The organism is Sphingomonas sp. S2-65 (genome assembly GCF_021513175.1).
Lineage (GTDB): Bacteria > Pseudomonadota > Alphaproteobacteria > Sphingomonadales > Sphingomonadaceae > Sphingomonas.
The window spans coordinates 1,947,446-1,971,433 of sequence record NZ_CP090953.1 but is presented as its reverse complement, the minus strand read 5'-3'; the positions used below and the strand labels follow the sequence as shown (position 1 = coordinate 1,971,433).

The 23,988-nt window shown below is 66.3% G+C and carries 21 protein-coding genes and 1 pseudogene; 12 read left to right on the top strand and 10 right to left on the bottom strand.

All coding sequences use genetic code 11. From position 1 onward, the window contains the following. The first annotated feature begins 127 nt into the window (after nt 1-127). On the top strand, nt 128-565 hold the full coding sequence (locus tag LZ586_RS09330) for a hypothetical protein (RefSeq protein ID WP_235076031.1): 438 nt from the start codon (nt 128-130) through the stop codon (nt 563-565). Nucleotides 566-604: 39 nt separating this feature from the next. Here the strand turns inward: LZ586_RS09330 and LZ586_RS09325 are convergent, their stop codons facing one another. Continuing rightward, nucleotides 605-1,894, bottom strand: coding sequence for an adenylosuccinate synthase (locus LZ586_RS09325; RefSeq protein ID WP_235076030.1), 1,290 nt, complete (start codon nt 1,892-1,894; stop codon nt 605-607). Between the two features lie 134 nt (nt 1,895-2,028). Between LZ586_RS09325 and LZ586_RS09320 the strand changes: the two genes are divergently transcribed. Then, a complete protein-coding gene (locus LZ586_RS09320) occupies nt 2,029-3,036 on the top strand; it encodes a fumarylacetoacetate hydrolase family protein (RefSeq protein WP_235076029.1) in 1,008 nt (335 codons plus the stop codon). Between the two features lie 11 nt (nt 3,037-3,047). Here the strand turns inward: LZ586_RS09320 and LZ586_RS09315 are convergent, their stop codons facing one another. The 6 genes and pseudogenes from LZ586_RS09315 to LZ586_RS09295 form a co-directional block, all read right to left on the bottom strand. Continuing rightward, nucleotides 3,048-3,620: a 2'-5' RNA ligase family protein gene (locus tag LZ586_RS09315; RefSeq protein WP_235076028.1), complete on the bottom strand. Its 573-nt coding sequence runs from the start codon at nt 3,618-3,620 to the stop codon at nt 3,048-3,050. Nucleotides 3,621-3,631: 11 nt separating this feature from the next. Beyond that, entirely contained in the window at nt 3,632-6,994 is a 3,363-nt protein-coding gene (locus tag LZ586_RS09310) for an error-prone DNA polymerase (RefSeq protein WP_235076027.1), read from the bottom strand. Then, nucleotides 6,991-7,974: a DUF6504 family protein gene (locus LZ586_RS18280; RefSeq protein ID WP_413777334.1), complete on the bottom strand. Its 984-nt coding sequence runs from the start codon at nt 7,972-7,974 to the stop codon at nt 6,991-6,993. Before LZ586_RS18280 ends, LZ586_RS09310 begins: the two co-directional genes overlap by 4 nt. Before the next feature lie 228 nt (nt 7,975-8,202). Further along, nucleotides 8,203-8,499 (bottom strand): annotated as a pseudogene (locus LZ586_RS18275) (DNA polymerase Y family protein); the annotation flags it as partial. Between the two features lie 58 nt (nt 8,500-8,557). Continuing rightward, entirely contained in the window at nt 8,558-8,980 is a 423-nt protein-coding gene (locus LZ586_RS09300; RefSeq protein WP_235076025.1) for a hypothetical protein, read from the bottom strand. After that, nucleotides 8,901-9,596, bottom strand: a complete 696-nt coding sequence (locus tag LZ586_RS09295; RefSeq protein WP_235079773.1) for an ImuA family protein — start codon at nt 9,594-9,596, stop codon at nt 8,901-8,903. The genes LZ586_RS09300 and LZ586_RS09295 overlap by 80 nt, the downstream gene beginning before the upstream one ends. A gap of 277 nt (nt 9,597-9,873) precedes the next feature. Between LZ586_RS09295 and LZ586_RS09290 the strand changes: the two genes are divergently transcribed. The 6 genes from LZ586_RS09290 (at nt 9,874) to rarD (ending at nt 17,413) form a co-directional block, all read left to right on the top strand. After that, a complete protein-coding gene (locus LZ586_RS09290; protein ID WP_235076024.1) occupies nt 9,874-11,973 on the top strand; it encodes a M3 family metallopeptidase in 2,100 nt (699 codons plus the stop codon). A 234-nt stretch (nt 11,974-12,207) separates the two neighbouring features. Continuing rightward, nucleotides 12,208-13,473: a 3-methyl-2-oxobutanoate dehydrogenase (2-methylpropanoyl-transferring) subunit alpha gene (locus LZ586_RS09285; RefSeq protein WP_235076023.1), complete on the top strand. Its 1,266-nt coding sequence runs from the start codon at nt 12,208-12,210 to the stop codon at nt 13,471-13,473. 32 nt (nt 13,474-13,505) lie between these two features. Then, on the top strand, nt 13,506-14,510 hold the full coding sequence (locus LZ586_RS09280; protein WP_235079772.1) for an alpha-ketoacid dehydrogenase subunit beta: 1,005 nt from the start codon (nt 13,506-13,508) through the stop codon (nt 14,508-14,510). 5 nt (nt 14,511-14,515) lie between these two features. Beyond that, on the top strand, nt 14,516-15,832 hold the full coding sequence (locus tag LZ586_RS09275) for a dihydrolipoamide acetyltransferase family protein (protein ID WP_235076022.1): 1,317 nt from the start codon (nt 14,516-14,518) through the stop codon (nt 15,830-15,832). A 16-nt stretch (nt 15,833-15,848) separates the two neighbouring features. Next, nucleotides 15,849-16,325 carry a GNAT family N-acetyltransferase gene (locus LZ586_RS09270; RefSeq protein WP_235076021.1) on the top strand — a complete coding sequence of 159 codons (477 nt, stop codon included), beginning with the start codon at nt 15,849-15,851 and terminating at the stop codon, nt 16,323-16,325. A 182-nt stretch (nt 16,326-16,507) separates the two neighbouring features. After that, nucleotides 16,508-17,413, top strand: coding sequence for an EamA family transporter RarD (gene rarD, locus LZ586_RS09265; RefSeq protein WP_235076020.1), 906 nt, complete (start codon nt 16,508-16,510; stop codon nt 17,411-17,413). Nucleotides 17,414-17,415: 2 nt separating this feature from the next. On the opposite strand, the gene LZ586_RS09260 is transcribed toward rarD, so the two are convergent. Next, complete coding sequence (locus LZ586_RS09260; protein ID WP_235076019.1) at nt 17,416-18,195, bottom strand: crotonase/enoyl-CoA hydratase family protein; 780 nt, start codon at nt 18,193-18,195, stop codon at nt 17,416-17,418. Nucleotides 18,196-18,251: 56 nt separating this feature from the next. Here LZ586_RS09260 and LZ586_RS09255 point away from each other — a divergent pair, with 56 nt between their 5' ends. Next, the gene (locus LZ586_RS09255) at nt 18,252-18,701 is read left to right on the top strand and encodes a PaaI family thioesterase (RefSeq protein WP_235076018.1); all 450 of its coding nucleotides are present in this window, start codon (nt 18,252-18,254) and stop codon (nt 18,699-18,701) included. Further along, nucleotides 18,698-19,075 (top strand): PaaI family thioesterase, encoded by a 378-nt coding sequence (locus tag LZ586_RS09250; RefSeq protein WP_235076017.1) that lies wholly within the window; start codon nt 18,698-18,700, stop codon nt 19,073-19,075. Before LZ586_RS09255 ends, LZ586_RS09250 begins: the two co-directional genes overlap by 4 nt. A 165-nt stretch (nt 19,076-19,240) precedes the next feature. On the opposite strand, the gene LZ586_RS09245 is transcribed toward LZ586_RS09250, so the two are convergent. Next, complete coding sequence (locus LZ586_RS09245) at nt 19,241-20,431, bottom strand: PQQ-dependent sugar dehydrogenase (protein WP_235076016.1); 1,191 nt, start codon at nt 20,429-20,431, stop codon at nt 19,241-19,243. Continuing rightward, nucleotides 20,428-21,570: a PQQ-dependent sugar dehydrogenase gene (locus tag LZ586_RS09240; RefSeq protein ID WP_235076015.1), complete on the bottom strand. Its 1,143-nt coding sequence runs from the start codon at nt 21,568-21,570 to the stop codon at nt 20,428-20,430. Before LZ586_RS09240 ends, LZ586_RS09245 begins: the two co-directional genes overlap by 4 nt. A 214-nt stretch (nt 21,571-21,784) precedes the next feature. Here LZ586_RS09240 and rimP point away from each other — a divergent pair, with 214 nt between their 5' ends. Then, nucleotides 21,785-22,330 carry a ribosome maturation protein RimP gene (rimP, locus tag LZ586_RS09235; protein ID WP_235076014.1) on the top strand — a complete coding sequence of 182 codons (546 nt, stop codon included), beginning with the start codon at nt 21,785-21,787 and terminating at the stop codon, nt 22,328-22,330. 3 nt (nt 22,331-22,333) lie between these two features. Further along, a complete protein-coding gene (nusA, locus tag LZ586_RS09230) occupies nt 22,334-23,956 on the top strand; it encodes a transcription termination factor NusA (RefSeq protein WP_235076013.1) in 1,623 nt (540 codons plus the stop codon). Nucleotides 23,957-23,988: the final 32 nt, after the last annotated feature.

Sequence of the window (23,988 nt, the reverse complement as noted above, 5' to 3'; positions counted from 1 at the left end):
CTAACTAAAGTGTAGATCCTGCGATAAGCGGGGCGTAACATGCGGCGAGTATTCAAAGGGTTGCAACTTAAGGCGCCGCTAGTCCGTTCGACACTTGCAAGCTTTGATAAACGCAGGAGTCGGATTTATGCGAAACTTTTATTTGATCGCCGCAGGCGCGTTGTTGCTCCCGGCGGCTGCATTTGCTCAGTCGACTACTGGCGGCAGCACCACCGGAACGACGGGTAGCAGCACCATGGGCACTACTGGCTCCGACCAGAGCACCACGACCGCCAGCCCGCAGGGCCAGCCCACTACCGGCACCAGCGCCAATCGGCGCCAGGGCGACCGCACAGGCACGACCAGCACCCGCCGCGGCGGCCGCGCCGGCACGACTGGAACTACCGGTACGCACGGTACGACCGGGTCGGGAACGACGACGACTGCTCCTGATACCATGGACTCCGGCAGCGACACGCTTGGCCGTCCAGACACGAGCACGGGCACCGGCACGACCGGGACCACCACCAATCCGGGCACGACCACCGGGACCACCACTACGACCGGCACTGTGCCGCAGCGCTAAGGCTTCAGGGGAGTTCGGCGGCATCGGCCGCCGGACTCCTCAGTCGGCGAACGGATCCCGGACCAGGATGGTGTCCTCGCGCTCCGGGCTCGTCGAGACCAATGCCACCGGGCACTGGATCAATTCCTCGACGCGCCGGATATACTTGATCGCAGCGGCCGGAAGCTCGGCCCAGCTACGCGCGCCGGCGGTCGATTCCGTCCAGCCTGGCATCGTCTCGTACACTGCCTCGACCAAAGCCTGATCCGCGGCATTGGCGGGATAATAGTCGAGTGCTTCGCCGCGCAGCCGGTAGCCGGTGCATACCTGGATCTCCTCGAAGCCGTCCAGCACGTCCAGCTTCGTCAGCGCGATGCCCGTGATGCCCGATACCGCCACCGATTGGCGCAACAGTACGGCGTCCAGCCACCCACAGCGGCGCTTTCGACCCGTGACCGTCCCGAACTCGCGGCCCCGCGTGCCAAGCCGCTCGCCGACATCGTTTTCCTGCTCAGCCGGGAACGGACCCGACCCCACCCGGGTAGTATAGGCCTTGGCAATGCCCAGGACGAAGCCGACTGCGCTTGGCCCCAAACCCGATCCGCCGGCGGCCGCTCCCGCAATGGTGTTGGAAGACGTCACGAACGGGTAGGTGCCGTGATCGATGTCGAGCAGCACGCCTTGGGCGCCCTCGAACAGAATGCGACGGCCGCGCGAACGCGCTTCGTTCAGCATCCGCCAGACTGGCTGTGCAAAGGGTAGCACGAAGCCAGCGATCTCGCGCAGTTCCTCGACAAGCGCCGCACGGTCGATCGGCGGCTCTCCGAATCCCGCCCGCAAAGCGTCGTGATGTGCAGCCAGACGATCAAGCTGAGGCTCAAGCTCGTCGAGGTGCGCCAGGTCGCACACCCGGATTGCGCGCCGACCGACCTTGTCTTCATATGCTGGACCGATGCCACGCCGCGTCGTGCCGATCTTACCCGCGCCGCTGGCATCTTCGCGCAGCGCATCCAGGTCGCGGTGAAACGGCAGGATCAACGGACAAGTGTCGGCAACCATCAGTGTCTGGGGCGTGACGTCGACGCCTTGGCCGCGAATGCGCTCAACCTCGTCGCGCAACGCCCAGGGGTCGAGGACCACGCCATTGCCGATCACGCTTGGCGTGCCGCGGACGATGCCCGAAGGAAGCAGCGAGAGCTTGTAGACATTCTCGCCTACCACCAGCGTGTGGCCGGCATTGTGCCCGCCCTGGAAGCGCACGACCACGTCGGCGCGCTCCGCCAGCCAGTCGACGATCTTCCCCTTGCCCTCATCGCCCCATTGGGCGCCGATCACTGCGACGTTTGCCAAGTCCGCTTCCTTTCGCGGGCGCCCTAATCGTCTGCGGGGGCTGCGTCCATGTCCTTGTGCGGTTTGCGGCATCGCGCATGAGGGAACTCGACACCTTCGGCGACCGGACTATGGTTGGGGAAAGGAGAGTGTGGATGAAGCTGGCTAGCCTCAAGCATGGACGCGACGGTAAGCTCGTGGTGGTGTCCGACGATCTGGCATGGTGTGCCGATGCCAGTCACCTCGCTCCGACTCTACAGGCCGCACTCGACGGCTGGGACTTGCTTGAAGGCGATCTGCGCAATCTCGCCACCGATCTGGCGCACGAGACGATCCCGCGTGAGCGCTTTCATGAGCGGATGGCCGCCGCACCGCTGCCACGCGCATATCAATGGGCGGATGGCTCGGCCTATGTGAACCATGTCGCGCTGGTGCGTCAGGCGCGGGGTGCCGAGATGCCGGAGAGCTTTTGGCACGACCCGCTGATGTACCAGGGCGGTTCCGACGGTTTCCTCGGCGCGCGCGACCCTATCCCGCTTGCCGACGAAGCCTGGGGCTGTGACCTGGAGGCAGAGGTGGTGGTGGTCACCGGCGACGTGGCGCGGGGGGCGACGCGGGAAGAGGCGCTGGCAGCGGTGCGGCTGATCGGCCTCACCAACGATGTCTCGCTGCGCAATCTCATTCCCGGCGAGCTCGCCAAGGGATTCGGCTTCTTCCAATCCAAGCCGGCGAGCAGCTTCTCGCCGGTATTCGTGACGCCCGATGCGCTCGGCGAACGGTGGCGGGACGGCAAGCTGCATGGCAAGTTGATGGTCGATCTGAACGGCCAACCGTTCGGCCGTGCCGAGGCGGGCGAGGACATGACGTTCGACTTCGGTACGTTGATCGCCCATGCCGCCAGGACGCGGCGGCTGGGCGCAGGCACGATCATCGGCTCGGGCACGGTGTCAAACCGCGACGCGGGCGGCGGCCCGGGCAAACCGATTGCCGAGGGCGGTGTCGGCTATTCCTGTCTCGCAGAGGTGCGCACGGTGGAGACGATCCTGCGCGGCAAGCCCGAGACTCCATTTCTCAAGGGCGGCGACACCGTGCGCATTTGGATGGAGGACGAGCGGCACCACCCGATCTTCGGCGTGATCGAACAGGCAGTGGAGGCGGGCTGAGCGTCAGTCGCTCAGCCCTGTGTCGGGATCATGAAGTCGAACGCACCTTGACTGGCTTTTAGCTTCCAGCGACCCAGTAGCTGGTGACCTTCGCCACGGATGCTGTTGATGAGCAGCAACTCATCCATGCGCCACTGCAATGGTGAGATTGTTTCATTCCGCTTCTGCCAGTCGCTGTAAGCGAGTGTCAGGTGCGGATTGAAATCGTACTCAGGGAGGGGCACATCCAGGCTGATTAGGCGCCGCACAAGCTCTCTTTGCAGCGCGCGCAACGCGCGCGCGTTAGAACTCACGAGCGCATTGCCCTCCAGTCGATTGAGCATAACCAGGAGTGGTTCTGCTTGTAGCGAGGCGACCGTGGAGCAAATCTGTTCCAGCTGCGTGGCAGATAAGGCTCTAATATCACCAAAGGGTTGGAGCGTGATGTGAAAGCGCTCCAGCGGGTACTTGGCTTGCAGGCCGAGCAGACGACGCTCTCGATCGATCTCTAAGGCCAGCGCATGCGGCGGCTTTGCCATGAGATAGAGCTGTTGTTCGCGATGGAATGGGGGAAGGGTGGTTGCTTCGGACGTGGCGCTAAGCATGTTTGATACTCCTAGTGGAAATCGCGCGACTTCACGGGGATGACCGTGTCGTCATAGGGGCCGGCCAACGCGGCGTAGCGCGAGGGCGGCGGGTTCCAGTGTTTCCGGGTGCGGGGGTCGGCACCGCCATTGCGGGCGCCGTCCGATGGCGCGGTCATGCGCGGCAGATCGGCATTGCCGACCTGGCGGAGCAAATGGGTGAGGTCGATCACCTCTTCGGCGATGACGTGCACCACCAGCCCCTCGCGCTGCACGCGGCCGCACACCGCGATCATCGTCGCAGACATGATGATGCGGCGGAAGATGCGGAAATTGCGCTCCCATACGATCGTATTGGCGATGCCGGTTTCGTCCTCGATCGTGACGAACACGCTCTTGGCGCTGCCCGGCTTCTGGCGGACCAGGATGATGCCGGCGACGGTGATCCGAGCGCCGTCCTTGAGCACGAAATTTCCCTCGCCATGCTCCTCAACCAGCTTGCCGCACGGCGTGATGCGATCGCGCGCCAGTCCCTGGCGGAGAAAGGCGATCGGATGCGCGCGCAGCGTCAGCTGGGTGGCGCGGTAATCCTCGACCACTTCACGGCCGGCAGTCATCGGTACTAGGGCAACCGGCGCCTCCGCTGCCTCGGGCTGGATCTGCCCTTCGCGCACATCGGCCGCGGCAAACAAGGGGAGCGGGGCGTCACCCAGCGCCTTGATCGCCCATAGGGCTTCGCGCCGGTTGTGCCCGAAGCATTGGAACGCATCGGCGCGCGCGAGCTTCTCCAGAGCGGCCACCGGCACACCGGCACGCCGCCAGACATCATGGACCGACGTGAAGGAGCCGGAGGCGCGAGCATCGATGATCTTGGCAGCCTGTTTGGCGTCTAAGCCATGCACGATACGCATGCCGAGCCGCAGCGGCCGGAGATCGCACCAGTCCTGCTCGGTACCGGCAAAGCGCAGCGGCGGCACGCGTAGCGGGGCGGTCGCCTCCATCACGCTGGTATCCCAGTCACTGGCGTTGACGCAGACGGGGTGCACCTCCACGCCATGCTCACGCGCGTCGCGGACGATCTGCGCAGGCGCGTAGAAGCCCATCGGCTGGGCGTTGAGCAGCGCCGCGCAGAAGATGTCCGGGTGGTGGCACTTCACCCAGGACGAGGCATAGGCGATCTTGGCGAAGCTGGCCGCATGGCTTTCGGGAAAGCCGTAGCTGCCAAAGCCTTCGATTTGTCGGAAAGTTCGTTCCGCGAAGTCGCGTCCGTAATCATTTGCGACCATGCCTTCGACCATCTTCTCTTTGAAATGCGTGACGCCGCCGGTCATTTTGAACGTGGCCATCGAGCGCCGCAGTCCATCCGCCTCTGCCGGGGTGAAGCCGGCGCCAACGATCGCCACCTTCATTGCCTGCTCTTGAAACAGCGGTACGCCAAAAGTCTTTTTGAGCACCGCTTCCAGATCAGCCTTGGGATATTCGGGCTTCTCCTTGCCTTCGCGGCGGCGAAGATAGGGGTGCACCATGTCACCCTGGATCGGCCCAGGGCGTACGATTGCGACCTGGATAACGAGGTCATAGAATTCCCTCGGCTTCAGCCGCGGCAGCATCGACATCTGCGCCCGGCTCTCGATCTGGAAAGTGCCGAGCGTGTCGGCTTTCTGGATCATCTTGAACGTTGTGTCGTCGTCGTCCTGCATCTGGCGTGAAGCCAGCGTCAGCCGGATGCCCTTATGCTGTTCGAGCAGTTCGAATGCCCGGCGCATGCAGCCGAGCATGCCCAAACCGAGGACATCGACCTTCATCAGGCCGAGCATCTGGATGTCGTCTTTCTCCCATTCGATGACCCGGCGCTCCGCCATCGTCGCCGGCTCGATCGGCACGATCGCGTCGAGGCGATGCTGCGCCAGCACGAACCCGCCGGGATGCTGGGACAAATGGCGCGGCGTGCCGATCAGCTGTTGCGCGAGGTCGAGTGTCAGGGCCAGCCGAGGGTCCGTCGCGTCGAGGTTCAGCGAATCGAGATGTTCCTGCGGAACGCCGGCCTCGGACCAGCCCCATACCTGGCTGACTAGGCTGCCCGTCAGGTCCTCGGGCAGCCCCAGAACCTTGCCGACCTCGCGCACTGCGCCACGCGTACGGAAGCGGCTGACCACCGCGGTCAACGCAGCATGATCATGACCGTAGGTCTGATAGATCCATTGGATCACTTCTTCGCGACGCTCATGCTCGAAATCGATGTCGATGTCGGGTGGCTCGTTGCGTTCACCCGAGATGAAACGCTCAAACAGTAGCTCATGCTTGATCGGATCGATCGAAGTGACCCCGAGTACATAACAAATCAGCGAGTTGGCCGCGGATCCACGGCCTTGGCACAGGATTTCCTGACTACGTGCATATCGAACGATTGAGTTGACCGTCAGGAAGTAGGGCGCATAGTCGAACCGCTTCACGAGGCGGAGCTCCTTGTGGAGCATTTTGGAATAAGCGCGGGGCTTATGGCCACTGAATTGCTGTCGCAACGCCGCCCAGGCGAGCTTTTCCAGCGCCCGCTGCGGTGTTTGGCCGCTCATCACGATTTCGTCGGGGTATCGGTAGCTTATATCCCGCAACGAAAAGGTACAGCGCTCCACGATCGCTTCGCTTGCGGCTAGCGCTTCAGGATAGTGGCGGAAACGCCAGTCCATCGCTTTAGGCGACTTGAGGTGGCGATCGGCATTCCGCTCTCGGCGAAAGCCCAGTTCGTCGATCGTGCACTTCTCCCGGATCGCAGTCATCACGTCCTGGAGCAGGCGATTGTCGAGATGATGGTAAAGCACGTCGCCTGTCGCGAGCGGAACAAGACCGTGGCTGCGTGCGGATCTACTCAGTTGATATAGTCGCATCGCATCGCCTGGACGGCGTTGCCGCGTCAGGCAGACATGGCCACGCGCGCCAAAGATTTCGGCCATCCACTCCATGGACAATGGATCGGCGGCATCGGCAAAGCCTGGCACCAAGGCACCGACCAAACCCTGGGCATGAGCAGCTACATCCTCCCAGTGGAGGAAGCATTTTCCTTTCTCGCCATGCTGCGCGTCGGCACGAGCCTTGCCCAAGGTGAGCATCCGCGTCAGCCGGCTCCAAGCCGCTACGTCCTCCGGCCAAACCAACAGCGACGTACCGTCCACCAGATCGAGCCGACACCCTAGAACCGGGCGAACCCAGATCCCTTCTTTTTTCTTGATTTCCTCGGCTGCGTGCAGCGCGCGTACCACCCCCGCTACGGAGTTTCGGTCGGTGACGCCCAGCGCCGGCATGCCCATCGCCGCTGCTGCTATGAACAATTCCTCTGGTGCCGACGCGCCGCGCAGGAACGAATAATGCGTGGTTACCTGGAGCTCGGAATAGGTCATCCGAACACCCCGTGCAGGTACCAGCTGAGGTCGCCGGTCACCGGGCGCTCGCCGTCGCCCGAGCGGAATAGCCAGTAGCGGTGGCCGGCATCGTCCTCGACATGGAAATAGTCGCGTACGGCGTGGCGTTCGGCGTCGCGCTTCCACCACTCGCCGAACACGCGCTCGGGGCCGTCGGCGCGGATGACCTTGTGCGACTGGCCGCGCCAGGTGAAGCGCCGGGGCGGCTGGTCGGGCAGTTCGGCCATGACATGGTCGAGCCGCTCAGGGCGGCGCAGCAGCCGGGCAGGCTTGGGCCAGCCCGGGTGCCAGGGATGCAGCGCAGCGTTGCGGTCTAACCGGCGAATGTCCTGCGCCTTGAGCGCAGCCGCGGCGCGTTCGGGCGGGTCCAGCACCGGGGCGCGGGCGGCGCTGCGTTCGGGGACGTCGCTTTCGACCGGGCGGGTGCGCCACATGCGGCGCTCGCCGATGCGCGTGGCCAGTGTGTCGACCAGCGCGGCGAGGTCGGGCGGGCTTTCGGTTTCGAGGCGTTCGTTGAAGGGCTCTGGCCCTAGCCGCTCGCTGCGGCGCAGGTGGAGCGTCATCGCGTCGATGCCGTAGCCGGGCTCGATCTCCTCGATGCGGCGCAGGAGCAGGCGGAGCAGGTGGGCGGAGTCGCGGTTGGGTCGGGAGAGGCCGATCGCGATGCGCTGCGGTACCCCGTCGATGCGGTCGGCGACCAGTTCTACGCGTCGCGCGCCCAGGCCGGCCTGGGCGAGTTCGGTCGCGAGGCGGGGAACCAGTTCGCCTAGCCAATGGGTAATCGCCTCTGGGCTGGCGATGGGTTCGGCGAAGCGCTGGGAGACGGCGATGGGGTCGGGAGGGATCACGGGCCGCAAGGGTTCGGCGATATGACCGAGCGCCTGGTCGAGGCGCAGGACGATGCTGGCGCCGAAGCGGCGCACCAAAGGACCACGGGGCAGGGCGGTCAATTGGAGCATCTCGTTGACGCCCAAGCGGTGCAGGAGCTCGATCTGGGCGGGCTCCAACCGTAGGGATTCTATGGGAAATCTGGACAAGAGGGCGGCGTGTTCACCCGGCGGACAATGCAAAACCGCGCTTTTTCGGCTGTTTTGGCACTGATTTCCCGCAGAATCCGCATGCGCGAGCGCCCAGGCGGCACCCGGGGTGTCGGCCACCGCCAGCCGCGCGGTGACGCCCAGCCGGGCGAGCATGCGCACCAGCCGCCGCGCCATGCGCACCTCTCCGCCATGCAGATGCGCGACCCCGGTCAGGTCGAGGAACAGCGTGTCGTCGCCCTCGACCGCGACGGTGGGCGACCAGCGGCGGGCGAGCGCCATCGCCAGCTGCTCGAGATCGGCGCGGTCGCCGTCGGGATCGGCCGGGCGGATGTCGAGCCCCGCCAGCTGCGCGCGCGCCTGGGCCAGCGCCATGCCCGGCGTGATACCGAGCGTCTGGGCAGCCGGGGAAGCGGCGGCGACGATCTGGCGGTTGGCGGTGCGCAGTGCAGTGACGAGCGGGGCACTTAAATCCTCCCCGACACGGGGAGGGGGACCGCTCGCGTCAGCGAGTGGTGGAGGGGGCGCCACGGGCGGCGCGCTCGCGGCGATCCCCCTCCACCATGCTGCGCATGGTCCCCCTCCCCGTTCCGGGGAGGATTTTGGGGTGTCCCCACGCGTCTGACTTGATCCGCTTGAAGGCATGCTCCGCCGCGACGTCGCAGCGGCCGAGGTCGCGGATCGGCGGGCGCTGGTGCTGGGGCAGCGCGTCGATGTGGCGCTGCCGCTCCTCGCGGGCCCAGCGCGCGCCGGGACGCCAGCCGCCGCCGCGCGGCACCGAGCAGCCCTTGGCATGCTCGGTGGCCATGGCCGCGCCGATCGCCGTGAAATCGGCAGGTGCGCGCGCCTCAGGCGACGCGCGTCGTTCCGCCCGCCGCAGCCGGTCGATTGGCCAGCTTGGCAGGAAGATCGCAGCGACCCGTTGCATCGCATGCCTCCACTTCTAGTTCGAATGAATCGCCGCCGCGTTGCCGCGCGACACTGAGCCGCCAGCGCGGCCGACCGATGCCCTCGACGGGCAGGGGGGTGGATGGCGCCGAGGCGACTCGCCAGCGCGTCACCGCCGCCGAGGGTACGCCGAGCGGATCGACGCCCTCGCGCGAGTGGCGCTTCATGAGCAAGGCGATGGTGCGCCCGCCCTCGGCCGCCAATTGCAGCCGCCGCGTGGCGGGCATCGCCACGCGCTTCACTTCGCCAATCACGGCGCCCAGGCCGCGGTGCCGGAGCCCTTCCTCCATGATCGCCAAGGCTTCGGCATCATCCATCGCCTCGGCATAGATCAGCCTTTTGTGATCGAGCCCGACCTGCGACAGCCCCGGCGCGAACAGGTCGTGGCGGCGCACCACCCAGAGCACCGGTCCCCAGGCGCGCGCGGCGATGCCGGCCATGAACAGAGTCGCGGCGCAGTCGTCGCCCATGTCGGGAGTGGTGCCGGCAACCTCGTGCAGCGCATCGAGCCTGAGGCCGCCATCGCCCAGCCGCGAATCCAGCGCGCCGATGCCGAACGGCAGCACCGGGCGGCGCTTGAAACCCGTGGTTTCCATGGCGCGGAGTTGCTCGCGAAGCTGGGTCAGGATAGCGGGATCTGGCACGGCGCGACTCGAACTGGGGACTCGGGAACTGGTATGTTCCTATTCTGTTCCAACCGGCCGCCGAGTCAACCAGCCATTGCGATTCATCCACAAACCATTGCCATGCAGTGGATATTCCCTAGGCTGCGCGCTTTCCGCACCGGTTTTGGAGCCAGACCGAATGATCCTCAGCCTGCGTCTTGCGTTGCTTGCATCCCCGGCACTTCTCGCCCTGCCTTTCGGAGCCGCGATGTCCCAGACCGCCCCCCAAGCCGCCCCCGCCACTAGGCCCGCGACCACGCCGGCAATCGATCCCGCGCCGCTGCTGGCGCCCTGGCCCGGCGGCCATGAAGGGGTACCGCCCTGGGACAAGGTGAAGCCGGCGATGTTCCCGGCCGCCTTCGAGCAGGCGATGGCGACGGCGCGCGCCGAGTTCGTGAAGATCCGCGACAATTCCGCCGCGCCGACGTTCGAGAACACGATCCGTGCGAGTGAATTGTCGGGCGAGCAGATGGGCCGGCTGTTCGCGGTGTGGGGCGTGTACCAGAGCAACCTGGCGACGCCCGAGGTGCAGGCGATCGCCACCGAATGGAGCCCCAGGATCTCGGCGTTCTTCACCGAGCTGAGCCTGGACCTCAAGATGTTCGCGCGGGTGAAGGCGCTCTACGACAGCCGCAAGAGCCTGGGCCTCAACGCCCAGCAGATGCGGTTGCTCGAGCGCGAGTATCGCAGTGCCGTGACGTCGGGGGCGCTGCTGAACGAGGCGCAGAAGACCGAAGTGAAGCGCATCAACCAGGAGCTGTCGCGCGCCTATACCGAGTTCAGCCGCAAGGTGCTGGCCGACGAGGAAAAGGCGATCGTCCTGGACAACGAAGCCGAGCTTGCCGGACTGTCCGACAGCTTCAAGGCGAGCCTGGCCGAAGAGGCCAAGGCGATGGGCCAGCCGGGCAAGTGGGCGGTGAAGAACACGCGCTCGTCGGTCCAGCCGCTGCTGATGTACGCGACCAACCGGCCGCTGCGGCAGCGCATCTACAACGCGTTCATCAACCGCGGCGACAATGGCGACGCCAACGACACCAACGCGACGATCGCCCAGATCCTGAAGCTGCGCCAGGAGCGCGCCAAGATCCTGGGCTTCAAGAACCATGCCTGGCTGCGCATGGACGATACCATGGCAGAGACGCCCGAGAACGCGACCAAGCTGATGATGTCGGTATGGCCCGCCGCGGTCGGCCGCGTTCGCCAGGAAGTCGCCGACATGCAGGCGTTGGCCAATCAGGAAAGCGCCAAGATCACCATCGAGCCCTGGGACTATCGCTTCTACGCCGAGAAGGTGCGCAAGGCGAAATACGACCTCGATGAGAATGAAGTGAAGCCGTATCTGGAGTTGAGCAACATCCTCCAGGGCGCCTTCTGGGCGGCGGGGCAGCTCTATGACCTGGATTTCAAGGAGAATACCGGCCAGATCCCGGTGTTCCAGAGCGACGTGCGCACCTTCCAGGTCAGCGACCGCAAGACCGGCAAGGAAGTCGGCATCTTCTATTTCGATGGCTATGCCCGCGCCGGCAAGCGATCCGGCGCGTGGGCGACGAGCTATCGCGGGCGCTCGGGGCTGCGCGGCAACCACATCGTGCTGGCGTCGAACAACAACAACTTCACCAAGGGTGGCGCCGGGCAGCCGACGCTGATCAGCATCGACGATGCGACGACGCTGTTCCACGAGTTTGGCCATGCGCTGCACAGCCTGCTGAGCAACGTCTATTACCCCGGGCTGGGCGGCACGCCGCGCGACTTCGTCGAATATCCCAGCCAAGTGAACGAGAACTGGCTGATGACGCCCGAGGTGCTCAACCGCTTCGCGAAGCATTACCAGACCGGCGCGCCGATGCCGGCTGCCCTAGTGGCGAAGATCGAGAAGGCATCGACCTTCAACCAGGGCTTCGACACGGTCGAATATCTGTCCTCGGCCATCGTCGACATGAAGCTGCACGACCGCGACGTGGCGGTCACCGATCCGGACGCGTTCGAGCGCGAGACGCTGGCCAGCATCGGCATGCCTCAGGAGATCGTGATGCGGCACCGGTTGCCGCAGTTCAATCACCTGTTCTCTAGTGACGCCTATTCGGCGGGCTATTATTCGTATCTGTGGTCCGAGACGATGGATGCCGACACTTGGGCCGCGTTCCAGGAAGCCGGCAGCCCGTGGGACAAGAAGACCGCCGACCGGTTCCGCGCGACGTTGCTGTCGACCGGGAACGAGACCGACCGCAAGGACGCGTACAAGGCGTTCCGCGGTCGCGATCCCGATGTGAAGGCGCTGTTCAAGCGGCGAGGCTTCCCGACGCAGTAAACCCGTCCTTTCTATCTCCCTCTCCCTCCGGGGAGAGGGGCATTAAGCGAGCGATCCCAAGACAGCTTGCGACAAGCAGCCTCTCTCCTCCTCTCCCAAACAAGTCTCTCGTGAAACTATCTATGTCAGGGCTGCTGTCCCAACTCGACAGCGGGTTTGAAATTTTATAACACGCATCAGAAACACGATTCCGAGCGTTCTTCTTGGGCGACACGGATCCATTCTGGAGAGCCCATGGACGCCTCGCGCGCCAATCTGCCGCCGCTTTCGCTGCACGTGCCGGAGCCCAAGTTCCGCCCGGGCGACCAAGCCGATTTCAGCGATGTCGAGGTGCCGCCCGCGGGTTCGGCGCGGCGTCCAGATACGGCCGACCGGGCCGACAGTTTCCACGAGCTTGCCTATACGCTGATCCGGGTGCTCGACGAGAACGGCCAGGCGGTGGGTCCGTGGAACCCGCGGCTGGATGCGGATGCGCTCCGGAAAATGCTGCGGTCGATGGCGCTGACCCGCGCGTTCGACGAGCGGATGTTCCGCGCGCAGCGCCAGGGCAAGACCAGCTTCTACATGAAATCGACCGGCGAGGAGGCGGTGTCGGTTGCGGCCACCATGGCGATGGCGTCGGACGACATGTGCTTCCCCAGCTATCGCCAGCAGGGCATCCTGCTCACCCGCGGCTATCCGCTGGTGGACATGATGAACCAGATCTATTCCAACAGCGCCGATCCGCTCCAGGGACGGCAGCTGCCGATCATGTATTCGTCCAAGGAATACGGGTTCTTCTCGATCTCCGGCAACCTCACCACCCAATATCCGCAGGCAGTGGGCTGGGCGATGGCGAGCGCGGCCAAGGGCGATACGCGCATCGCGGCGACCTGGTGCGGCGACGGCTCGACCGCCGAGGGCGACTTCCACTCGGCGATGATCTTCGCGACGGTGTACAAGGCGCCGGTGATCCTCAACGTCGTCAACAACCAGTGGGCGATCTCCAGCTTTTCCGGCTTTGCAGGCGCCGAGGCGACGACCTTCGCGGCGCGGGCTATCGGCTATGGCATCGCCGGGCTGCGGGTGGACGGCAACGACGCGCTGGCGGTCTATGCCGCGACGCAATGGGCGGCCGAGCGCGCGCGGACCAACCAGGGGCCAACGCTGATCGAGCATTTCACCTATCGCACCGAAGGGCATTCGACCTCGGACGATCCCACCGCCTATCGCTCGGCGGGCGAGCCGACGGCGTGGCCGCTGGGCGATCCGATCCGGCGGCTGAAGGATCATTTGATCGCGATCGGCGAGTGGGACGAGGCGCGGCAGGTGGCGATGGACCGCGACTGCGCCGAGGAGGTGAAGCGCGCGCAGAGGGAAGCCGAGAAGAACGGCATCCTGGGCCACGGCATGCACCAGCCCTTCGAAACTATGTTCGAGGGCGTGTTCGAGGACATACCCTGGCACTTGAAGGAACAGCAGCAGCAGATGATCGCCGAGCGCAAGGCGGCGGGGATATGAGCGACGCCGCAGAAGCGGGCGCGACCCCGCGGATGAACATGATCCAGGCGATCAATTCGGCCATGGACGTGATGATGGAACGCGACCCCGGCGTGGTCGTGATGGGTGAGGATGTCGGCTATTTCGGGGGTGTGTTTCGCGCGACCGCCGGGCTCCAGGCCAAGTACGGCAAAACCCGCGCGTTCGACACCCCGATCACCGAGATCGGCATCATCGGCGTGGCGATCGGGATGGGCGCGTACGGGCTGCGGCCGGTGCCGGAGATCCAGTTCGCCGATTACATCTATCCTGCGCTCGACCAGCTGGTGAGCGAGGCGGCGCGGCTGCGCTATCGCTCGAACGGCGACTTCATTTCGCCGATCACGGTGCGTTCGCCTTATGGCGGCGGCATCTTCGGTGGGCAGACGCATTCGCAATCGCCGGAGGGCATCTTCACGCACGTTTCGGGCATCAAGACGGTGATCCCGTCGACGCCCTACGACGCCAAGGGGCTGCTGATCGCCGCGATCGAGGACAATGATCCGGTGCTCTTCCTCGAGCCCAAGCGCATCTATAACGGGCCGTTCGACGGGCATTACGACCGCCCGGCCCGCAACTGGACCGCGCACCCCGCGAGTGACGTTCCCGCCGGCCATTACCGCGTCGAACTCGGCAAGGCGGCGACGGTCCGCGAGGGCGAGGCGGTGACCATCCTGTGCTACGGCACGATGGTGCATGTCGTCGCCAGCACGGTCGAGGAAATGGGCGTCGATGCCGAGATCATCGATCTGCGCACGCTCGTCCCGCTCGATATCGCGGCGATCGAGGCATCGGTGAAGAAGACCGGGCGCTGCATGATCGTCCACGAAGCGACGCGCACTTCGGGCTTCGGCGCCGAATTGTCGGCATTGGTCCAGGAACGCTGCTTCTACCATCTCGAAGCGCCGATCGAGCGCGTCACGGGCTTCGACACGCCTTATCCCCACAGCCTCGAATGGGCCTATTTCCCGGGCCCGGTCCGCATCGGCGAGGCACTCAAGAAGATCCTGAAGGACTGATCGGCATGGCACGCTTCACTTTCCGTCTGCCGGACATCGGCGAAGGCATTGCCGAGGCCGAGATCGTCGCCTGGCACGTCCGCGTCGGCGAACGCGTCGAGGAAGACCAGCAGGTCGCCGACATGATGACCGACAAGGCCACAGTCGAAATGGAATCGCCGGTGTCGGGGATCGTCGTCGAGCTCGCGGGTGAGGTCGGCGATCAAGTGCCGATCGGCTCGGCGCTGATGATCGTGGAAACCGATGCCGAGGTGGCGGCGGCGCCGGTGCCCGAAGAGATAGAGGCGCAGATCGAGGCCGAGAATCCCGGGGTCGAGGAGGTGGCTGAGACCACTCTCCTTCCTTCCAGGGAGGGACCGGGGGCGGGTGGCGAGCAAAGCGAGCCTACCGCAGCCGAAGCACAGCCAGCTCCTTCGGCGCCGGCACCCACCCCCAGCCCCTCCCTTGCAGGGAGAGGAGAAGAGAAGGTGCTCGCTTCGCCGGCGGTCCGCGCGCGCGCTGCGGACCTGGGCATCGACCTGGCCGAAGTGAAGTCGGATGGCGACCGCGTGCGGCATGCCGATCTCGACGCGTTCCTGCGGTACGGGCAGGGGCAGGGCTATCACGCGCCGCATGCATCGCGGGCGCGCGAGGATCAACCCGTCAAGGTCATCGGCATGCGGCGGCGCATCGCCGAGAACATGGCCGCGTCGAAGCGCGCGATCCCGCACTTCACCTATGTCGACGAGATCGACGTGACCGCGCTGGAGGCGATGCGCGGCGACTTGAACGCCAATCGCGGCCAGCGTCCGAAGCTGACCATGCTGCCCTTCCTGATCGTCGCGATCTGCCGCGCGATCCCCGATTTCCCGATGCTCAACGCGCGCTATGACGACGAGGCCGGCGTGGTCACGCGCCATGGGCGCATCCATCTCGGCATGGCGGCGCAGACCGATGCCGGGCTGATGGTCCCGGTGATCCGCGACGCGCAGGACAGGAATGTCTGGCAGCTTGCCGCCGAGATCACGCGGCTTGCCGAGGCGGCGCGGACCGGCAAGGCCAAGTCGGAGGAGCTTTCGGGCTCGACGCTGACGGTCACGTCGCTCGGGCCGCTCGGCGGCATCGCCACCACGCCGGTGATCAACCGGCCCGAAGTGGCGATCATCGGGCCCAACAAGATCGTCGAGCGGCCGATGTTCCATGGGGACGACATCGTGCGGGCCAAGCTGATGAACCTGTCGATCAGCTGCGATCACCGCGTGGTCGACGGGCATGACGCGGCGAGCTTCGTCCAGGCGGTGCGCAAGCTGCTCGAAACGCCCGTGCTGCTGTTCGCCGACTGAGATGCAGTGGCGGGCGATGACGGCGGACGATCTCGACGGCGTCGTCGCGGTCGCCGCAGTGGCGTTTCCCGAGCATCCCGAGGGACGCGCCTGTTTTGCCGAGCGGCTGGCACTGTGCCCGCAGCTCTGCTTCGTCCTCGACGATGACGGCGCCGTCGCCGGATACCTGATCGCCTATCCCTGGCCCCAGGGCGCCATCCCGCCGCTCGACACGCTGCTGGGTGGGCTGCCCGAGGATCGAACCGCGCTGTACCTGCACGACCTGGCGCTGTCGCCGAGGGTGCGGGGCGGAGGGCAGGCGGCGGCGGGTATCGCGCTGCTGCTCGAGCGTGCCCAGACGATGGGCGCGGCGACGATTTCGCTGGTTTCGGTCAATGGTTCGGCTGGTTTCTGGGAGCGGCTTGGCTTTGAAGCCGTCGCGGCGCCTGCCGGCAAGCTTGCCAGCTATGGGGATGCTGCGCGGTACATGCGGCGGGAGGTTCCGGGTTCCTAGTTGGTCCGGGGTCCGGGGACGTGGCGTGTAGGCGCTCTGGCACCCGACGAGATTCCTGGACGGCGCGCGGTCCCTCTCACCCGCTTCGCGAGGGAGGTATGGTTCATGACCTTGGTTGGCGCGGGCGCTATTATCGTCCTGCCGCTTGCCGCACCGCACAAGCTGGGCAATGACTCCTAGCTGTGAAACCATCCACTTCTTCGGGCGAACCCGGTGGGCTGCTGCTCGCGGTCGGTGCCTATACCATCTGGGGCTTCCTGCCGCTCTACTTCCATGTGCTCAAGGCGGTGCCGGCGCTGCAGGTGCTCAGCCACCGCGTGGTCTGGTCGGTGATCCTGCTGGTGGTCGTGGTGCTGCTGCTGCGCCGGGCGCGGGCGATCTTCCTGGCGGTGCGCGGTCGTACGCTGCTGCTGTTGTGCGCCAGCGCGGTGCTGATCGCCACCAACTGGCTGGTCTATATCTGGGCGGTCCAGCACGAGCATGTGCTGGAGGCGAGCTTGGGCTATTTCATCAATCCCCTAGTAAGCGTCGGGCTGGGCGTCGCGCTGCTTGGCGAACGCTTGCGGCGGTGGCAGGGGATCGCCATCGCGATCGCCGCTGCCGGCGTGCTGGTGCTGACGCTGACCGGCGGCGGCGCGATCTGGATCCCGCTGACGCTGGCGCTTAGCTTCGGCTTCTACGGGCTGATCCGCAAGGTAGTGGCGATCGACGCGCTGGGTGGATTGACTGCCGAGACCGTGCTGCTGGCGCCGCTGGCGATCCTGGTGCTGGCCCATGCCAGCGCGCAAGGCGAGAGCGCCTTCGGCCAGACCTCGAGCACCGACATGCTGCTGGTCCTGGCCGGTGCGATCACCACCGCGCCGCTGTTGATGTTCGCGGCCGCGGCACGGCGCATGCCGCTCGCGACCATTGGCCTGCTGCAATATATCGCGCCGTCGCTGCAATTCGCCGAGGCGGTGATCCTGTTCCACGAGCCGGTGACCAGGATCCACATCGTCACCTTTGCGCTGATCTGGAGCGGGTGCGCGATCTACGCCTGGGACAGCCTCAGGGCCGCGCGGGCACGCGGGGTGATGGAGCCGGGCTGACTTCAGTCGGTGAAGACGGGGTCGCGCTTCTGGAGGTTGGCCATTACCGCCTCCATCTGGTTGGGCGTGCGGAGCAGCGCGGCCTGTTCGCGGCTCTCGGCAGCAAGAATCGCCGCCGCATCGCCCTCCTGGTTGGCCAGCCGCTTGGCGGCGCGGATCGCATCCGGGCTGCGCGCGGCGATGCTGCGAGCCAGCGCCAGGGCCTCGGCATGCGGATCCTCGGCAATGCGAGTGACGAAGCCGAGCCGTGCTGCCTCCTCCGCCTCGAAGGTGCGGGCGGTGTAGGTGAGTTCGCGCAGCACGTCGTCCCGGATCAGCCCGCGCCATAGCGCGAATCCCGCCATGTCGGGGACGATGCCCCATTTGAGCTCCATCACCGAAAGCTTCGTTCCAGGTGCGGCGATCCGGACATCGGCGCCGCTGGCGATCTGGAGCCCACCGCCGAGCGCCATGCCGTGCAATGCGGCGATCACCGGCACGCGCAGCGTCCGCCAGCCCCAGGCGACCTGCTGAAACAGGTTGGCGGGGCCGTGGCTTCGGTCCTCGATCGAGGCGCCGGGGCTGCCCGCCGCCATACTCGCCATGTCGAGGCCGGCGCAGAAGCCGCGGCCCTCGCCCGAGAGCACCACCGCGCGCAGGCCGGGCGCGGCACCCAGCCGGTCGATCGCCGCCGCCAGTTCGGCGAACATCGCAGGGTCGAGCGCGTTGAGCTTGTCGGGCCGGGCAAGGCGCACATCGGCGACGCCGTCCTCGATAGCGATGGTCACGGGGGGTTCGGTCATGCGCTGCTCCTTCTGGACGCTTTCGTACCGCGGCGCGTGCATGCTACCAAGCCGCGATGAACGAGGATGAAGCGGCCGGGGCCCGCCGGTTCGACCCCAAGCGCCTGTTCGAAAGCCGCTTTGCCGGGCATGGCGCGACCCTGGGCATCGACTATCATGACCATGGCAGCGACTGGGCGGAACTGGCGCTGCCTTATGCCGAGAAGCTGATCGGTGACCCGGCCTCGGGGGTGATCGCCTCGGGTCCGATCCTGGCGCTGATGGACATGGCGACGAGCGTCGCGGTGTGGCTGAAGGTCGGCATGTTCTTGCCGCACGCGACGCTGGACCTGCGCATCGACTATCTGCGGCCCGCCAAGCCGGGGGGGACGGTGATCGGGCGCGGCGAGTGCTACCGCATCACCCGATCGGTCGCGTTCGTGCGGGGGCAGGCGCATGACGGCGACCCTGGCGACCCGGTTGCGAACGTCGCGGCGACCTTCATGGCGGCGGAGAGCTATCGATGAGCATTCCGCCTTATGCCGCGCTGCTGGGGCTGCGCATCGAGCCGGGCGAGACCGCGCCGACGCTGGTGATGCCCTTCGCAATGGACGTGGTCGGGCGTCCGGGATTCCTGCACGGCGGGGCGATCGGCGGGCTGCTGGAGATGGCGGCGATCACCGCGCTGGATCAGGCGCTGGATCGAGAGGGCGGCGGCCGCTTCAAGCCGATCGGGATCACCGTCGACTATATGCGCGGCGGCCGCGACAAGCCGACGCATGCCCGGGGGACAGTGACGCGGCTGGGCAAGCGTATCGCCAACGTGGAAGCGATCGCCTGGCAGGACGATGCCGGCCAGCCGATCGCCAAGGCGCGGACGAATTACCTGATCCTGCGATAGGGAAGCCAGTTCGAGGGAGCGCCTTTTCTTCGTCACCCCGGCCTGGAGCCGGGGCCGCTGCGCAGCGCCATTAGAAGAAGCGGGATCCCGGCTCCAGGCCGGGATGACGGAGGATCTGTCCGGTTCTCGCCCTGAGAAGCGAACCGCGCCTTACCACGCCCCGCCTCAGCGCGGGACCAGCCGAATCAGCCGTCCGTTGGCGTTGTCCTCCAATACCCAGATCGCGCCGTCGGGGCCCTGCTCGACTTCGCGGATGCGTTGACCCAGGCCGATGCGCTGCGCCTCGCGGCCGCTGGTGCCGTCCAGGTCCACGCGGATCAGCCCCTGGCCGACCAGTCCGGCCAGGATCGCATCGCCCTTCCAGGCGGCGAACAGGTCGCCGGTGTAGATGATCATGCCGCCCGGCGCGATGACCGGGCTCCACGATACCACCGGCGCCTCATAGCCGTCGCCAGGGCTGTGATCGGGGATATTGCTCCCGTCGTAATTGTTGCCGTTGGAGACATTGGGCCAGCCATAGTTGCGGCCCGCGGTGATCAGGTTGAGCTCGTCGCCGCCCGCGGGGCCCATCTCGCTTTCCCACAGCCGGCCCGCCGCGTCGAAGGCGAGGCCATACGGGTTGCGGTGACCCAGCGTCCAGATCTCGGCAAGCGCGCCGGCGGTTCCCGCGAACGGGTTGCCCGAAGCGGGGGTGCCGTCGTCATTCAGGCGGACGACCTTGCCGATGGTGGTGGCGTTGCTCTGCACCTGGTTGATCGCCCGCCGATCGCCGGCAGTGACGTACAGCTTGCCGTCGGGCCCGAACGCCATGCGGCCGCCATATTGGCCGGGGTCGGAGACCTTGGGCGTCTGGCGCCAGATCACCGTGACATTGGCCAGGCGGGCGCCGCCGGCATCCTCGGTCAGCGTGCCGCGCGCGATCGCCAGCCCGCTGATGCCGCCCTGCGGCTCGGCGTAGCTCAGATACACCAAGCGGTTGGTGGCGAAGCCGGGATGCAGCGCCACGTCCAGCAGTCCGCCCTGTTCCTGGTTGCGCACGGCGGGCACGCCGCCAAGCGGCGCGGACTTGAGCCCGGCGGTGGTGGCGATGCGCAGGGTGCCGGCCTTCTCCGTCACCAGCATGCGCCCGTCGGGCAGGAAGGTCATCGCCCAAGGGCTGTCGAAGCTGGCAACCACCGTCGACTGCACCGCGGTGATCGGCGGCGCGGGCGTCGGGCTGGAGGTCGGTGAGGGCGACGGGCTTGGCGACGGGCTCGGCGTCGGCGTCGGCGCGACGACCGCGCCATTGCCGTCGCTGCCGCCGCACGCGGTCAGGGCGAGCAGCGCCGCGGCTGCCAACCAGCGGGCGGCGCTCACTTCGCGCGCTCCAGCTTGAGCAGGCGGCCCTGCGAGTCGCCGCCATCCTCCAGCAACCAGATCGCGCCGTCGGGGCCTTCCTCCACTTCGCGGATGCGCGCGTTCATCGGCCATTGGTCGCCCTTCGTTGCGTTCGCGCCGTTGACGTCGACGCGGACCAGCGACTTGCTCGAGAGCCCGCCGATGAACAGGTCGCCTTTCCATTGGGGGAACATCCTGCCCGAATAGACCATCAGGCCGCCCGGGCTGATCACCGGGTTCCACCAGACCTTGGGCGCCTCATAGCCGTCGCCGGGCTTGTGGTCGGGAATGTCGCGGCCGTCATAATGGCTGCCGTTCGAGGCATTGGGCCAGCCATAGTTGCGGCCGGGCAGGACCAGGTTGACCTCGTCGCCACCCTTGGGCCCCATTTCCTGTTCCCACAGATTGCCGGCGCCATCGAAGGCGATGCCGAGCAGGTTGCGGTGGCCATAGGACCACACCGCGGGGTGGAAGCCCTTGGCTGCCAGCGGATTGCCCGCAGCCGGCGTGCCGTCGTCGTTGAGCCGCAACACCTTGCCCAGCGTGACCTTGGGATCCTGCGCGGGGGTGAACTTCTGGCGCTCGCCATTGGTGAAGAACAGCTTGCCGTCCTTGGCAAAGGCGATGCGGCCGGAGAAATGGCCATTACCCTCGACATAGCTGTTGGCGCGGAACAGCGTCTGCACGCCGTCGAGGCGGGGGGAGGCGCCGTCGACCAGCTTCCCGCGCGCGAGCACCACGCCCTTCAGCCCCTGGGCATTGGCTTCGGAATAGCTGAAATAAACCCAGCGATTCTGCGCGAACTTGGGATGAAGGACCACGTCCATGAGGCCGCCCTGGCCCTCGCTCATTACCGGGGGCGTGCCGCTGACCGGTGTCTTCTGCCGACCGTCGGCGGAAACGAGCAGCAGCGTGCCGGCCTTTTCGGTCACCAGCATGCGGCCATCGGGGAGGAATGTCATCGCCCAGGGCGATTCGAAGTCCGCCACCGGCGTGACGGTGAACGGCTGGCCGGCGGCCTGCGGCTGCGCCGCGCCTTCTTTCGCACTCGCGCCGCTTTCGGCATTGCATGCGGCGAGCAGGATCGGGACGAGGAGAAGGCGAGCTTTGACGGTCATATACGCTGGTCCTCACGGAGCTGGTTGCTACGCAACGCATGGACGCCGTTACGGCTCCGTCATCGCTTTGCGTCTTCCGTGCAGAAGCCGCTCTTGCCGACCCGGTAGGGAACGCGTATATCGCACGTGCTTTCTCGACATCGTCAAACATGCCGAGGTCGGGGCCCGCAGGGCTCCGGCGCCGAACCTGCTTATCTATTGCCGGAGACCCTGCTTGGCGGACATCGCCGCATTGACTGCCCTGATCGAACCCGAAGCCAAGGCGCTCGGGCTCGCGCTCGTGCGCGTCAAGATGTTCGGCGGCCAGTCCGATCCGACGTTGCAGGTGATGGCCGAGCGCCCGGATACCCGCCAGCTGACCATCGACGATTGCGCCGACCTGTCGCGCCGCATCTCGGACCGGCTGGACGAACTGGAGGCCGCGGGCCGCGACCCGCTCGATTATGCCTATCGCCTCGAAGTGAGCTCGCCGGGCATCGACCGCCCGCTGACGCGGCTCCAGGATTTCGAGGACTGGAAGGGGCATGAGGCACGGATCAACCTGACCGAGCCGACCGCCGACAACCGCAAGCAGCTGACCGGCGACCTGATCGGCGCCGAGGGCGACCAGGTCTCGATCGACGTGCGCAAGCACAAGGCCGTTACCGTGCCGTTCGCGCAGATTGCCGACGCCAAGCTGCTGATCACCGACAAGCTCATCGCCGCCACCGCGCCGCTCTCCACCGAGGGCGCCGAAGACATCATCGAAGTAGAAGGGTAAGCCATGGCCACTGCCATCACTGCCAACCGGGCGGAACTGATCGCGATCGCCGATTCGGTCGCGAAGGAAAAGCTGATCGACCGCGCCATCGTCATCGAGGCGATGGAGGACGCGATCCAGCGCGCCGCCAAGAACCGCTATGGCATCGAGAACGACATCCGCGCCAAGCTGGACCCGACCACCGGCGACCTCCGCCTGTGGCGCGTGGTCGAAGTGGTCGAGGCGGTCGATGACTATTTCAAGCAGGTCGACGTCGCCCAGGCGCAGAAGCTCCAGAAGGGCGCTGCGCTGGGCGACTATATCGTCGATCCGCTGCCCCCGATCGAGTTCGGCCGCATCCAGGCCCAGGCCTCGAAGCAGATCATCTTCCAGAAGGTCCGCGACGCCGAGCGCGAGCGCCAGCATGAAGAGTTCAAGGATCGCGTCGGTGAGATCATCACCGGCGTCGTCAAGCGCGTCGAGTTCGGCCATGTCGTGGTCGATCTGGGCCGCGCTGAGGGCGTGATCCGCCGCGACCAGCAGATCCCGCGCGAAGTGGTCCGCGTCGGCGACCGCGTCCGCTCGGTCGTGCTCAACGTCCGCCGCGAGAACCGCGGCCCGCAGATCTTCCTCAGCCGCGCGCATCCCGACTTCATGAAGAAGCTGTTCGCGCAGGAAGTGCCCGAGATCTACGACGGCATCATCGAGATCAAGGCAGCTGCCCGCGACCCGGGCTCGCGCGCCAAGATCGGCGTCATCTCGCACGACTCCTCGATCGATCCGGTCGGCGCCTGCGTCGGCATGAAGGGCAGCCGCGTGCAGGCCGTCGTGCAGGAGATGCAGGGCGAGAAGATCGACATCATCCCCTGGTCGCCCGACACCGCCACCTTCGTGGTGAACGCGCTCCAGCCGGCCAACGTCGCGCGCGTGGTGATCGACGAGGAAGAGGACCGCATCGAAGTGGTCGTTCCCGACGACCAGCTGAGCCTCGCCATCGGCCGTCGCGGCCAGAATGTCCGTCTCGCCAGCCAGCTGACCGCCAAGGCGATCGACATCCTGACCGAGACCGACGCGAGCGAAAAGCGTCAGCAGGAGTTCGTCCAGAATTCCGAGAGCTTCCAGAACGAGCTGGACGTCGACGAGACGCTGGCCCAGCTGCTGGTCGCCGAGGGCTTTTCGAGCCTCGAGGAAGTCGCCTATGTCGAGCTCGCCGAGATCGCGAGCATCGAAGGCTTTGACGAGGAACTCGGCCAGGAGCTGCAGAGCCGCGCGCAGGAAGCGCTCGACCGCCGCGAGGAAGCCAATCGCGAACTGCGCCGCGGCCTGGGCGTCGAGGACGATCTGGCGACCATCCCCTACATGACCGAAGCGATGCTGGTCACGCTGGGCAAGGCGGGCATCAAGACGCTCGACGACCTGGCCGACCTTGCCACCGACGAGCTAGTTGCCAAGAAGCGCGCCGAGCCGCGCCGTCGCGGCAACGACAGCCAGCGCTCCGAACGGGCCGAGGACAAGGGCGGGATCCTCGCCGAATACGGCCTGTCGGACGAGCAGGGCAACGAGATCATCATGGCCGCCCGCGCACACTGGTTCGCGGACGAAGCGCCCGAAGCTACGGAGGACGCTGTTGCGGAATCCGAACAATGATACGGCTCGCGTAGTAGCGGCATTCCAACGAA